Genomic DNA, 12945 nt, shown 5'->3' on the forward strand with positions numbered 1-12945 from the left:
GGGCGCGGCCTCGCCCCGGCCCGCTCAGCCCGCCCAGCCGCCCGAGGTGAAGGTCAGCAGCATCAGCACGGCGAACGGCGTGCTCGCGGCGATCACCGCCGCGTACAGGTTCGGGCGGCGGTCGCCCACGGTCGCGACGGCGATCCACAGCGGCCACCACAGCAGCATGGCGCGCCCCACCGACAGGTAGTAGGACGACAGCAGCAGCGCGGCCAGCTGCGTGCCCACATACGTCAGTTCCGGCCATCGCCGCCTGCTCAGCAGGTATCCGCACAGCAGGACCCCGACCAGGGCGGCGAACATCTCGATCCGGAACGCCAGGGTGAACTCATAATCGGTCTCCCACGCCGCCCGCCAGGTGGTCATGAACGACTCCCACGGCCAGACCAGATGGCGGTCCCAGCCCGCCTCCTGGGCGTGCTGCCAGGCCAGCCAGTCGCCGGTGCGCGTCCACTGGTACGCCGAGTAGGCCAGCAGCGGCGTGAACGGCAGCGCCAGCCAGCCCATCGGCCGCCAGCCGACCGCGCGCCGGCCGTGCTCCCCCACCAGGTACTCGACGATCAGCGCCAGCCCGAAGAACAGCCCGGTGATCCGCACCGCCGTGGCCGGGACGGCCAGCAGCGCCGCGCCCGCCCAGTGGCCGCGCCGCGCCAGCAGCCACGCGGGCAGCGCCAGCGCCAGGAACACCGACTCGGAGTACCCGGCGAACAGGAACACCGCCGGCGGCCCCGCCAGCACGGCGATCACGGCCCGCCGCCCGGTGCCCTCGCCGCCCTCCTGCTCGGCGAGCCGGGCCAGCGCCGCCACGGCGACCGCCCCGGCGATCAGCGAGATCGCCAGCCCGGCCAGGCGGTAGTCGGGGATCACCGTCCCGACCGCGCGCAGCAGCAGCGGATAGCCGGGGAAGAACGCCGGCCACCCGGGGTCCTCCGGCTGGCCGGGCACCCCGTCATAGCCGTAGGTGGCCAGGTTGATGAACCGGGCGGCGTCCCACTGCGCCCACCGGTCCAGGTAGGGCCGCCCGTCGTAGACGGTGGGCAGCACCCGGGGGATGACCGCGACGAAGAACATCACCCCCAGCCAGGCGCCCGTCCAGACGGCCAGCGCCGTCCGGTCGACCGTCCGCAGGAGGTGCGTGCGGCTGTGGGCTTCGTCGGTCACGATCGCGGTGTCCTCACGTGCGGTGCGGCCGTCGGGGCGGGCGTCGAGGTCGTCTGGAGACACGAGGGCGATTGTGCCCGCGGATGCGGGCGGGCGCAGAACCAGACCGAAATCGGTCACGAAACCGGTCCGGAACATCCTCGGAACCGGCCCGAAGCGACGAGCGGCGGGTCCGCCGTCAGGCGGACCCGCCGCTCGTCGCTCAAGGCGCGGCGCCTCTTCCGACGTCCGGCCCCCGCGCCGGTCCTCACGGCCGGCGGGAGGGGGTCATCCGTCCGCCGGCCTGTTCCGGCCGCCGCCGCCGTCGCCGGGGTCCGGAGGCTCGGCCGTCGCCGTCGGGCCGGAGCAGCCGGGCCACTGCGGGAACCGCTGGCAGTGGCTGGGCGGCTGGTCGCCCTGGTCGTCCGGGCCGGGGGTCTGCTGCGGACGGCAGCCGGGCGGGAAGTTGCCTCGGATGCAGGGCCGCTCCTCCCGGCGCTCCCGGCAGGGCTCCTCGGGGGTGCTCATCTGGCCCGGCTCGCACTGCGGCGTCTGGGACGGCGAGGGCGACGCCGGCGGGGTGGCGAACTTCTGCTGGTTGCCCACCCAGGCCGGCGGCGGGAACTGCTCGACCTCCATGCCCCTGGTCGCCTGGGACATGTAGGCGTTCCAGATCTTGGCCGGACCCGTCCCACCTTCGAGGATGACGCCGTTGGCGACCACCGGCTTCTTCTCGTCGTTGTAGATCGTCACCGCGGTGGACAGCTGCGGGACGTAGCCGACGAACCAGGTGGCGACGTTCTTGTCGGTGGTGCCGGTCTTACCGGCCACCGGACGGTCGGGAAGGCGGGCGGCCACACCGGTGCCGTTCTTGACCACTGCCTGGAGGGCGTAGGTGACGTCGGCGGCGACGCCCTCCTTGTAGATGTTCTGCCGCTTCTTCCACTTGAGGATCTTGTAGATCGTCTTGTGGTCGCGGTGCAGCACCTTGTCCACCACGTGCGGCTGGATGTAGTCGCCGCCGTTGGCGAACGTGGCGTAACCGGCGGCCTGCTCGATCGGCCGGATGTCGTTGATGCCCAGCGACAGACCGTAGCTGCTCCTGTAGGGGGTCAGCAGGTCCTCGGCGATGCCCGCCTTGGTGGCGGTCTCGATCACGTTGGGCAGGCCGACCTTGAGGCCGAGCTGCACGAACGCGGTGTTGGTGGAGTTGGCGGTGGCCTTGATCAGGTCGATGGCCGGCCCGTCGTTGTGGCTGTTGGGGATCGGCGCGGTGGCGTTGGGGTCGTTGGGCGCCGGGTTGCCCTGACCGTCGAACCGCATGCCCGATCGGCCCTCGACGAGGCTCTTCAGGCTGTAGCCCTGTTCGAGGGCGGTGGCCAGCACGTACGGCTTCATCGCCGACCCGGCCTGGGCCGATCCCCGCCAGACGTTGTCGTACTCGTGCTTGAGGAAGTCGGGCCCGCCGTAGAACGCCACGACCCGGCCGGTCTCGGTCTCCACCGAGGCGATGCCGACCTGCACGTGCTTGCCCTTGCGCTTGGGGTGCAGGGCGGGGAAGGTCTGCTCGGCCGCCTGCTTGGCCGCCGCCATCTTCTTCTTGTCGAAGGTGGTGATGATGTGCAGACCCTGGTCGATGATCTGTTCCTCGGTGATGCCCTGGTCGCGCTCCAGCTCCTTGATCGCCCGCTTGATCATGTAGCCGCGGTCGCCGGCGTAGGTCTGGTTGGCGTTCAGCGGCTTGGTCTCCGGCAGCTTGTCCTTGTACTTCTGCCGGTCGGCCTCCGAGAGCGCCTTGGTCTTGACCATGCCGTCCAGCACGTACTGGTAGCGGGCCAGCGTCTCGTCCCGGAAGTCCTCGCTGCGCGGGTCGAGCTGGCCGGGGCGCTGGATGATCGCCGCCAGCAGCGCGCCCTGGTCGGGGCGCAGCTTCTCCACCGGGACGCCGAAGTAGGTCTTGGAGGCGGCCTGGATGCCGTAGGCCTGGCGGCCGAAGTAGATGGTGTTGAGGTAGTCCTGGAGGATCTCGTCCTTGCTCTTTTGCTGGCCGAGCTTGATGGAGATGAACAGCTCCTTGAACTTGCGGCTCATCGTCCGCTCGTCGGTGAGGTAGTAGTTCTTGGCCAGCTGCTGGGTGATGGTCGAGCCGCCCTGCATCTCCCCGCCGGTGAGGTTGACGAGGACCGCGCGGGCGATGCCCTTGAACGAGACCCCGGGGTCGGTGCGGAAGCTGCGGTTCTCGGCGGCGATCACCGCCTCCTGGACGTGCAGCGGCACCTGCTTGATCGTGACCAGCTCGCGGTTCTTGCCCACCCGGCCGATCTCGGTCTTGCCGTCGCTGTAGTAGAAGATCGCGGCGGTCTTGGTGGCGTCCTCGTTCCCGGCCTCGGGCACCGGCGTCATCGCGTACGCCACGCCGACCAGGGTGCACAGGCTCAAAAAGCCCAGCCCCGCCAGGCCGAGCAGGACCTTCCAGGAGGGGATGAAACGCCGCCAGCCGGTCTTTTCCGGAGGTTCCTCATCGCCGCCGCGGCGGCCTCGACCGCCGCCGCGCCCTCCGCCTCCGCCGACGCCGCCGGGCACACCGGGGCCGCCCGGGGGGCGGGCGCGGCGCGCTCCGGGCCCCGACGGTCCCGAGGGTCCAGGAGCGCCGGGAGGTCCGGCGGGACGGCGAGGGCGGCCGGGAGCGCCCGGTCCCATCGGGTTGCCAGCGGGGACACGAGGCCTGCCGCCGGGTGCGCCCGGACGGCCCGGCACACCGGGACGGCCTGGGGCGCCAGGGGAACCCGCGGCTCGTCCAGACCCGGCCGAGCCACCGGGAATGCCGGACCGGCGACCGGGGGCACCCGGTCTGGCCGGCCCGCGGTGCGGTCCGTTCTGGCTTGGGTAACTCACGCGACCTCGTTCGGCTACTGGGATACGGCGTTGGTGCGTCGTCGTCCGACAGTACTGCGCAGGCGAATGAGGAGCGGCCGCCGTACAGCGCCCGATCCCGCCCACGGCGCCGGGGATCGATGACGGAACGCCCCCTCACCTCGCGATGCCGCCAGGCCCAGAAGGTTCCGTCAGCGCCCCGAGCCGGGTCCCCGCCGGCTGCGGGGATCCTCGCCATGGCCGAGGACGTACGACACCGTCAGGTGGTTCCAGGCACAACCCTGGCACACTTCGACCACATAAACCCTGAATTCTCCGTACTCACACGCCATCTCGGCAAGCTCATCCGTCGCCTTGGCCCGCCCCGCGTACGCTCCGAGTTCGTCGCCGTACACATAGCTGACATGGGTGAGCCTCTCCCTGCGGCAGACGGGGCACCGCTCATCGGTCGGCTCGCCATGGTACTTGGCGGCCCGCAGCAGATAGGGATGAGCGTCACAGGCCTCCGCTCTGGTCAGTCGCCCTGAGCGGAGCTCGGCGAGGGCCGCCCTCCGGGCGAGCCCGTAATCGACCACCTGACGCGGCCGCGGACCGGTCTGCCTCATCGCGCCCCCCTGACGGGTCTGCCTGCAGAGTACGTTCCTCCCCCCGCCCGCGAGAAGATCGCGCGATTCGGGCCCGCTTGCGAAGCTCTTGACCGAGCACGTATCTTGCCGATGTATCGGTCCGATACATCAAGGCGATGCATCGCCACGAGACATCTCGGTCGCCGACGCGACCGTGCAGGAGGGGCCATGGCCGGCAGGAAGAGCTCGGGCGTGCTGGAGCTCGCTGTGCTCGGCCTGCTCCATGAGACCCCGATGCACGGTTACGAGCTGCGCAAGCGCCTCAACGCGCTGCTCGGCATGTTCCGCGCGTTCTCCTACGGGTCGCTGTATCCGTGCCTGAAGCGGCTCGTGGAGCAGGGGTTGATCGTCGAAGACCGGCCGGAGGACGACGACCCCGGCGGCGCGCTGCTGCTGCAGAGCCGGCGATCGAAGATCGTCTACAAGCTCACCGCCGACGGCAAGGAGCGGCTCCAGGAGTTGCTCACCGAAGCCGGCCCGGCGGCGTGGGAGGACGAAGGCTTCGGGGTGCGCTTCGCCTTCTTCTCCCACACCCGTGCCGACGTGCGGCTGCGGATCCTCGAAGGCCGGCGCAGCCGGCTGGAGGAGAGGCTGGAGAGCTTCCGCGCCGCTCTGGCGCGCACCCGGGAACGGGTCGACAGCTACACCCTCGAGCTGCACAACCACGGGCTCGAGTCGGTCGAGCGCGAGGTCCGCTGGCTGAACGAGCTGATCGGCCGAGAACGCGCCGAACAGGCCGGCGGGCGGAGCAAGCGACCAGACGAGCGGGCGGAAGAAGCCTCCGCAGACGACACCTCGGACGGTGACCGCTGAGCGGTCGCAGGTTCACACTGATCACGAGAAGGAGCATTGGGATGGGTTCGGTGCGCGTAGCCATCGTCGGCGTCGGCAACTGCGCCGCGTCGCTCGTCCAGGGCGTCGAGTACTACAAGGACGCGGACCCGGCCACGCGGGTGCCCGGCCTGATGCACGTCCAGTTCGGCGACTATCACGTCGGCGACATCGAGTTCGTCGCCGCGTTCGACGTCGACGCCAAGAAGGTCGGCATGGACCTGTCCGACGCCATCACGGCGAGCGAGAACAACACCATCAAGATCTGCGACGTTCCGCCGACCGGCGTCACCGTCCAGCGCGGCCACACCCTCGACGGCCTGGGCCAGTACTACCGCCAGATGATCGAGGAGTCCGACGTCGAGCCGGTGGACGTGGTGCAGGTGCTGAAGGACACCCAGGCCGACGTGCTGGTGTCCTACCTGCCGGTGGGCTCGGAGGAGGCCGACCGCTTCTACGCCCAGTGCGCCCTGGACGCGGGCGTGGCGTTCGTCAACGCCCTGCCGGTCTTCATCGCCTCCGACCCCGAGTGGGCGGAGAAGTTCACCAAGGCGGGCGTGCCCATCGTCGGCGACGACATCAAGTCGCAGATCGGCGCGACCATCACCCACCGCGTGCTGGCCAAGCTGTTCGAGGACCGCGGAGTCGAGCTGCAGCGCACCTACCAGCTCAACTTCGGCGGCAACATGGACTTCATGAACATGCTGGAGCGCAACCGGCTCCAGTCCAAGAAGATCTCCAAGACCCAGTCGGTCACCTCGCAGATCCCGCGCGAGATGGCCAAGAGCGACGTGCACATCGGCCCGTCCGACCACGTGCCGTGGCTGGACGACCGCAAGTGGGCCTACGTCCGGCTGGAGGGCAAGGCCTTCGGCGACGTCCCGCTGAACCTGGAGTACAAGCTGGAGGTCTGGGACTCCCCCAACTCCGCCGGCGTCATCATCGACGCCATCCGCGCCGCCAAGATCGCCAAGGACCGCGGCATCGGCGGTCCGATCCTGTCGGCCAGCTCCTACTTCATGAAGTCCCCGCCGAAGCAGTACAGCGACGACGAGGCCCGCGAGGCCGTCGAGGCCTTCATCCGCGGCGAGGTCGAGCGCTGACCCATAACCCGTGAACGACGCCCGGGGCGGGCCGCCCCGGGCGTCGTCCGTCTTTCGGCCCGGTCTCCTCCCCGACGCGGCACCCGGTCCCGGGCCTCCGTCTCCTTCCGCGCCGTCCGGCCCCTTCCGCTCCCCGTGCCGGGCCTCCGCCGTGCCCCGGCCGCCCGGGCGGCGGGACCCGGCCCGTGCGGCCCCGTCGGAGCCTCTCAAACGATCCGAAATCTCTTCCGGGCAAAGCGATGAGTTCCGGCGGTCCCGGCGGTCTGTCCCTGTGCAGGGGTCCGCAGGCGCGACCCCGGCCGATCGACACGGAGGAGCTCATGCCGAAGCTTCGCGCGCACAACATCTCCGTCTCCCTCGACGGATACATGGCCGGTCCGCGGCAGGGACTGGAGCACCCCCTCGGAGTCGACGGGGAGAGGCTGCACGACTGGGTGTTCCGGACCCGCACCGGCAAGGCGATGGTGGGAGAGTCCGGCGGCGCCGAAGGGCTGGACGACGACTTCGTCAAGGAGGGCGAGACGGGGGTCGGCGCGACCATCATCGGGCGCAACATGTACGGGCCGATCCGCGGTCCGTGGGACCCCGAGAACGAGTGGAGGGGCTGGTGGGGGGACAACCCCCCGTTCCACCACCCGGTGTTCGTGTTGACCCACCACCCGCACCCGTCGATCACGATGGAGGGCGGGACCACGTTCCACTTCGTGACCGAGGGGATCGAGGTCGCGCTGCAGCGGGCCTTCGAGGCGGCCGACGGGGCGGACGTCCGGCTGGGCGGCGGGGCCTCGACGATCCAGCAGTACCTGCGGGCCGGTCTGCTGGACGAGCTGCACATGGCGATCGTCCCGGTGCTGCTGGGAGCCGGTGAACGGCTCTTCGACCGTCTGGACGGCGGGCCGGAGGGCTATGAGTGCACCGAGTTCGTCGTCTCCTCCGCGGTCGTCCACGTCCGGCTGACCCGCGCCCGCGCTTAGCGCGGCGCCGCAGGCCCTTCCCCGGCGAGGCCACCGCCCGGTCTCCGGGCCGGGCGGGCATGCGGGCGGGGACCGGTGTTCCTCGCCGGCGGCCCCGGGTCACCCGCCTCCCTCCCGTCGGGAGAGGCCGTGGACGGCACCGCATCCGGGCTCTGCTCTCCGGCCGGTCGCCTCGCCCCCGCGTCGAACGCGGCGACGCCCCGGGAACGAGAGGACGTTCCCGGGGCGTCGGTCCTGTGGGCAGGGGCGGCCTCCGGACGCGAAGAGGCCGACGGCCGGTCCCTGCGGGCCGGCCGTCGCGCCCCTCACCGCTCAGGCGTCGGGCTGGTGGACGAGCTCGGCCTCGCCCCTGTCGGCCAGGTAACGCTCGGCGTCGATGGCGGCGGCGCAGCCGCTGCCGGCGGCGGTGACGGCCTGCCGGTAGATGTGGTCGACCACGTCGCCGCAGGCGAAGACGCCGGGGATGTTGGTGCGGGTGGTGGGGGAGTCGACGATCAGGTAGCCGTTCTCGTCCGTCTCGAGCTGTCCCTTGAACAGCTCGCTGCGCGGATCGTGGCCGATCGCGATGAACAGGCCGGTGACGTCGAGGGTGGACTCCTCACCGGTCTTGCGGTTGCGGATGCGGACGCCGCTGACCCGGTCGTCGCCGAGCACGTCGACGACCTCGCTGTCCCAGACGAAGCGGATCTTGTCGTTGGCGAACGCCCGATCCTGCATGATCTTGCTGGCCCGCAGCTCGTCGCGGCGGTGCACCACGGTGACGCTCTTGGCGAACTTGGTCAGGAAGATCGCCTCTTCCATCGCGGTGTCGCCGCCGCCGACCACCGCGATGTCCTGGTCGCGGAAGAAGAAGCCGTCACAGGTGGCGCACCAGGAGACCCCGCGGCCCGACAGCCGCTTCTCGTTCTCCAGGCCCAGCTCGCGGTAGCCCGACCCGGTGGCGACGATCACCGCGTGCGCCCGGTACTCCTCCTCGCCGACCTTGACGATCTTGGGCTCGGCGGTCAGGTCGACCTCGGTGACGTCGTCGGCGACCAGCTCCGCACCGAACCGCTCGGCCTGCTTGCGCATGTTGTCCATCAGGTCCGGGCCCATGATGCCGTCGGGGAAGCCCGGGAAGTTCTCCACCTCGGTGGTGTTCATCAAGGCGCCGCCTGCGGTCACCGAACCCTCGAAGACCAGCGGCTTGAGGTCGGCCCGTGCCGCATAGACGGCGGCCGTGTAGCCCGCGGGGCCCGAGCCGATGATGATGACGTTGCGGACGTCGCTCACGTGTGCGCCTTCCTTCCGTGCCGGGTCGGTCGGATTCGGACCACCGTCGTCACCGCTCAGTCCTGGCGGGACCCGGTCCGCCAGTGGCGTCAACCGATCCTAGGCCCCGGGGATTCCCGGTGTGCCGTGCGCCCGTTCCTGATGGCAGGATGCCATCGGTTCCGACCAGCCGAGCAGAGGGGGACACGGTGGCGCGGATCCTGCTGCTGCACTCGATGTACGGGCTGCGCCCGGCGGTGCACGCGGCGGCCGATCGGATGCGGGCGGCCGGGCACGAGGTGCACGTGCCCGACCTGTACGTCGGCCGGTCGGCCACCGACGCCGAGCAGGCCAGGAAGATCCAGGAGGAGATCGGCCGGGACGAGCTGCTGCGCCGCGCGGTGGCGGCCGCCGCACCGCACTCCGACCAGGGCCTGGTGTACGCCGGGTTCTCCCTCGGCGGCGCCATCGCCCAGAACCTCGCCCTGGCCGACGAGCACGCCAAGGGTCTGCTGCTGCTGCACGGCACCTCGCAGCTCCCCGACGACGCCTCCACCGACATCCCGGTCCAGCTGCACGTCGCCGATCCCGACCCGTACGAGACCCACGACTGGCTCACCGTCTGGTACCTCAAGATGCGGCGCGCCGGAGCCGACGTCGAGGTCTACCGCTACCCGGGCGCCGGTCACCTCTACACCGACCCCGACCTGCCCGACCACGACGCCGAGGCCGCCGAACGCACCTGGCGGACGGCTTTGGACTTCCTCGCCGAGCTGTGAGGAAGGGCGGCGTGCGCAAAGGAGCCGGACACGACAGAGCCTCGCGAGTCATTCTCGCGAGGCTCTGTGACGTCCCAGGTCACGGGGTGCGAGCGGGGATCGTGGTCTCCTCGACGACGGCGGGGTCGTCCGCCGAACAGGACGGGCCGGCCACCACGACGCGCCAGGTGGCGGAGTCTGTGGGGACCACCACGATGGTGGCCTCGCGGCTCTCATAGGTGGCGGCGTCGACCAGGACGGGCTTGGCCCCCCGAGTGATGCCCTGCACGCAACCCTGCAGCCGTTCCGACACCGAGTCCGCCGCGGGGAGCGAGCGGGACTTGGGGACCACGGCGGTGACCTGGTCGCCCAAGGTGGCGCTCCGGTAGGCGGTGCCGCTCCGGACGACGGTGAACGGGGCCGTCCGGGAACGGTCGGCGGGGGGAGGCTGCGTGGTCGCCGTGTGGTCGTCGCTACCGAGCAGAGAGCCGCGCATCAGCTCGACGCCCAGGAAAGCTCCGGCGCCGACCACGACCAGGGTGGCCGCAGCGGCGCCGATGACCCGCAGATGCCACTTTCTTCCGCGTTCGCGCACCCGTCGGTGATGTGAGATGCTCGCGACTTTGGCTGTGGCCATCGCCTCGGCCGCGATGGCCGCCTCGATGCGCTCGGCCACTTCCGCGGGCATGGGCGGGACGGGGACATCCGCCAGGATTCGGGACACCTCGGCGATCTCGGCCGAGCGCTCCCGGCATTCGGCACAGCTGTCCAGATGCGCGTTGGCGGAGGCGGCGTGGGCGTCGTCGAGCAGCCCTTCGGCCAAGTCGGCCAGGGCGTCGTGATCTAGGTGTGCGGGGTTCAAGGCCGGCCACCTCCTTCCTTCATCTATCTGTGTCTTGGACGTTTCCGCGGGCCTGACGGTTCCTCAAGTGCGCCAGGCGGGGGGCGAGCCGGGCGCGACCGCGCGCACAGCGGCTCTTGATGGTCCCCGGGGGAACGTCCAGGAATTCGGCGGCGTCGTCCACCGCGTACCCCAGCATGTCCACCAGGACCAGCGCGGCCCGTTGCTCGAACGGCAGCTCCGACAGCGCGGCGGTGACGTCCAGCAGCGTGCCGTGACCGTCGGTGGGGTCCGGCAGCTTGGGCGCCAGCGCGTCGATCTTGGCCTCGTCGCCCATCGGCGTGGCGGGCCGGATCGACTTGCGACGCAGCCGATCCAGGCAGGCGTTCACCACGATCCGGTGCAGCCAGGTGGTCACCGCGGCGTCGCCGCGGAACCGGCCGGCCGCGCGGAACGCCGACAGGAACGCGTCCTGCAGCGCGTCCGCCGCCTCCTCCGGGTCGCCCAGAGTGCGCAGCGCGACCGCCCACATCCGCTCCCGATGCCGGGTGACCAGCTGGCCGAAGGCATGCGGGTCGCCTTGGGCGTGCCGGGCCAACAATTCCTTGTCGGAGACCTCGTCCATCGGTGACGTGCTCACGGCCGTCACGAGAGGGCGTCCTCGTGCTCGCAAGCAGCTGCTGGGGTAGACACGACGAAATTCCAGGGGGGTACGGGTACAGGACTACTCAGGGCACCATACCGACTTACGCCATCGCCGGGCACAGATCGACACTTTAGGAAACGTTTCGTAATCGGACCGCACCTATCGCCCACGCGATGATCACCCGGGGTGCCCGTAGACGACCACCTCGCTGATCTGTGCCTTGTTGCTCACCGGCAGCTTGCTGATCCACAGCAGCACGTACCGGCCGCGGACCACCTGACCCGGCCTGACCTCGATCGTCCCGCTGTTGGTGGTGCGCTCGTCGATCCGCCGCATCTGCTGCCGCACGTCCTGGTCGCCGACCCGGATCTCCAGCGTCGCGCCGGCGCCGGCGTCCGGCACGGTCAGCTCGATCCGCTCCACCCCGACCGGCGAGCCCAGGTCGAGCATGACCCCGACGCCGTTCAGGAAGTTGCCGAACGCCGGGGTGGCATAGGTCTGCGACTCCCAGATGGTGCTCTTCTTGCCGTCGTGCACCAGCCGGGCGGTCTTGCCCACCGTGGCGTCGGGGTGGCCGGGCTGACGCTCCTCGTACAGGCCGCGGGCGCTGTGGATCTCCAGCTTGCGCGCGGCCGGGGTCCGCTGGGCGTCGGCGGACGGGGTTCCGCCGCCGCTGTTCGGCCCGCCCTGGTCGCCGCCGCCGTTGGTCAGCGCCCACACGCCGACCCCGACGATCACGGTGACGGCCGCGGCGGCGATCGCCAGCAGCGTACGGTTGAGCCCGCCGCCGTCCCCGGCCGCGGACCTCCGGGAGGGCGGCGGCGAAGCCGCCGGAGCGGAGGGGGCGGACGGGGGGTATCCGGCGGCCGGCCGAGGCCGCGGGCGCGCGGCGGACGAGGCCGGCCGGGCGGGCCGCGAGGCGGGCCGTTGCGGAGACCGCTGAGGGACGACCTGCTCCGGACGGGTCGTCGCGGCGGGCCTGGGCCGCGAGGAGGAGCTCACGGCGGGGCCGGCGAACAGCGGCAGCGGAGTGCGCGGCACGCTCTTGAGCGCCGCGGCCAGCTCGGCGGGCGTGTTGATCGGCTGCTGCCCGTTCGGCAGCGGCAGCCCCATGGCCCGGCAGATGATCGAATCCAGCGCCGCCGACACCCCGGCCTGCACCTGGCGGGCCGCCTTGTACACCCCGTCCACCTGAGGGGCGGGCGGCAGGTCGCAGTCGGCGGGGTCGCCCGGCCAGCGCGCGGTGACCGCGGCGTACAGCATCCGCCCGAGCGCGCGGGTGTCCTCCAGCGCCGGGTCGTCGGAGCGCACATCGGCCAGCACCGCGTCCACCGCCACGCCCAGCAGCTTGACCGTGCCGCCGGTGGTCCACAGCAGGTGCCGCGGGCGCAGCCGCAGATGGGACAGCCCGGCGGCGTGCGCGGCGGCGATCGCCTCGGCCGCCTCATACAGCAGCGTGGTGGCCCGCCCGGGCTCCAGCGGGGCGCGCTTGAGCATCGCCTCCAGGCTCTGCCCGGCCGCCCACTCGCTGACCACATAGGCCTGCTCGCCGCTGTCGTCGGCGTCGAAGACCTGGGTCAGCCGCGGGTCGGTGAGCCGGCTGGCGGCGCGTGCGGCGGTGACCACCTCACCGACGCGGGGGAAGTCCGGGTCGAAGGTCCGTACGGCGACGGCACGCGCCAGGATCTCGTCGATCGCCTTCCACAGCGTGGACCCCCCGGATCGGCCGACTCGCTCCTCAAGGCGGTACCGGCCGGAGAGGCGGGTTCCAGGTTCGATGATGGACGTGCTCACGACGTCCTGCGCAAGTGGTCGAGTCCCATTATCGTGGCGCGGCAGCTTACGCCTCCGACCCTCCTCTTTGCGTTCCGCAGGGTGTCGCCCGGCAAGCTGTAGGCCCC

The 12945-nt window shown here is 71.2% G+C and carries 11 protein-coding genes; 4 read left to right on the forward strand and 7 right to left on the reverse strand.

Features of this window, described 5'->3' with window-relative positions; genetic code table 11:
- Positions 1 to 24: 24 nt before the first annotated feature.
- The 3 genes from EIO00_RS05930 to EIO00_RS05945 form a co-directional block, all read right to left on the reverse strand.
- On the reverse strand, positions 25 to 1224 hold the full coding sequence (locus tag EIO00_RS05930) for a hypothetical protein (protein WP_140175969.1): 1200 nt from the start codon (positions 1222 to 1224) through the stop codon (positions 25 to 27).
- Positions 1225 to 1428: 204 nt separating this feature from the next.
- A complete protein-coding gene (locus EIO00_RS05935; protein ID WP_161602659.1) occupies positions 1429 to 3723 on the reverse strand; it encodes a transglycosylase domain-containing protein in 2295 nt (764 codons plus the stop codon).
- A 482-nt stretch (positions 3724 to 4205) separates the two neighbouring features.
- Complete coding sequence (locus EIO00_RS05945; RefSeq protein WP_140175972.1) at positions 4206 to 4619, reverse strand: DUF5318 family protein; 414 nt, start codon at positions 4617 to 4619, stop codon at positions 4206 to 4208.
- A 189-nt stretch (positions 4620 to 4808) separates the two neighbouring features.
- Here EIO00_RS05945 and EIO00_RS05950 point away from each other — a divergent pair, with 189 nt between their 5' ends.
- From EIO00_RS05950 to EIO00_RS05960, 3 genes are all read left to right on the forward strand, one after another.
- Entirely contained in the window at positions 4809 to 5453 is a 645-nt protein-coding gene (locus EIO00_RS05950; protein ID WP_140175974.1) for a PadR family transcriptional regulator, read from the forward strand.
- Positions 5454 to 5494: 41 nt separating this feature from the next.
- The gene (locus EIO00_RS05955; protein WP_140175976.1) at positions 5495 to 6574 is read left to right on the forward strand and encodes an inositol-3-phosphate synthase; all 1080 of its coding nucleotides are present in this window, start codon (positions 5495 to 5497) and stop codon (positions 6572 to 6574) included.
- Between the two features lie 320 nt (positions 6575 to 6894).
- The gene (locus EIO00_RS05960; protein WP_140175978.1) at positions 6895 to 7548 is read left to right on the forward strand and encodes a dihydrofolate reductase family protein; all 654 of its coding nucleotides are present in this window, start codon (positions 6895 to 6897) and stop codon (positions 7546 to 7548) included.
- A gap of 312 nt (positions 7549 to 7860) precedes the next feature.
- Here EIO00_RS05960 and trxB read toward each other — a convergent pair whose 3' ends face one another.
- The gene (gene trxB / locus EIO00_RS05965) at positions 7861 to 8820 is read right to left on the reverse strand and encodes a thioredoxin-disulfide reductase (RefSeq protein WP_140175980.1); all 960 of its coding nucleotides are present in this window, start codon (positions 8818 to 8820) and stop codon (positions 7861 to 7863) included.
- Between the two features lie 149 nt (positions 8821 to 8969).
- Here trxB and EIO00_RS05970 point away from each other — a divergent pair, with 149 nt between their 5' ends.
- The gene (locus EIO00_RS05970) at positions 8970 to 9578 is read left to right on the forward strand and encodes a dienelactone hydrolase family protein (protein WP_140175982.1); all 609 of its coding nucleotides are present in this window, start codon (positions 8970 to 8972) and stop codon (positions 9576 to 9578) included.
- A gap of 79 nt (positions 9579 to 9657) precedes the next feature.
- On the opposite strand, the gene EIO00_RS05975 is transcribed toward EIO00_RS05970, so the two are convergent.
- The 3 genes from EIO00_RS05975 to EIO00_RS05985 form a co-directional block, all read right to left on the reverse strand.
- Positions 9658 to 10419 carry an anti-sigma factor family protein gene (locus tag EIO00_RS05975; RefSeq protein WP_140175984.1) on the reverse strand — a complete coding sequence of 254 codons (762 nt, stop codon included), beginning with the start codon at positions 10417 to 10419 and terminating at the stop codon, positions 9658 to 9660.
- A gap of 19 nt (positions 10420 to 10438) precedes the next feature.
- Positions 10439 to 11023, reverse strand: coding sequence for an RNA polymerase sigma factor SigM (sigM, locus tag EIO00_RS05980; protein ID WP_140176260.1), 585 nt, complete (start codon positions 11021 to 11023; stop codon positions 10439 to 10441).
- A 198-nt stretch (positions 11024 to 11221) separates the two neighbouring features.
- On the reverse strand, positions 11222 to 12838 hold the full coding sequence (locus tag EIO00_RS05985) for a protein kinase family protein (protein WP_140175986.1): 1617 nt from the start codon (positions 12836 to 12838) through the stop codon (positions 11222 to 11224).
- Positions 12839 to 12945 lie beyond the last annotated feature (107 nt).

Source organism: Thermomonospora catenispora, from assembly GCF_006363815.1.
In the GTDB taxonomy this organism is placed as follows: Bacteria; Actinomycetota; Actinomycetes; order Streptosporangiales; family Streptosporangiaceae; genus Thermomonospora; species Thermomonospora catenispora.

Coding starts and splice junctions, on each gene's coding strand:
- EIO00_RS05945 (WP_140175972.1), bottom strand. CDS start 4,619: ATGAGGCAGACCGGTCCGCGGCCGCGTCAGGTGGTCGATTACGGGCTC.
- EIO00_RS05950 (WP_140175974.1), top strand. CDS start 4,809: ATGGCCGGCAGGAAGAGCTCGGGCGTGCTGGAGCTCGCTGTGCTCGGC.
- EIO00_RS05955 (WP_140175976.1), top strand. CDS start 5,495: ATGGGTTCGGTGCGCGTAGCCATCGTCGGCGTCGGCAACTGCGCCGCG.
- EIO00_RS05960 (WP_140175978.1), top strand. CDS start 6,895: ATGCCGAAGCTTCGCGCGCACAACATCTCCGTCTCCCTCGACGGATAC.
- EIO00_RS05970 (WP_140175982.1), top strand. CDS start 8,970: ATGCCATCGGTTCCGACCAGCCGAGCAGAGGGGGACACGGTGGCGCGG.
- sigM (WP_140176260.1), bottom strand. CDS start 11,023: ATGGACGAGGTCTCCGACAAGGAATTGTTGGCCCGGCACGCCCAAGGC.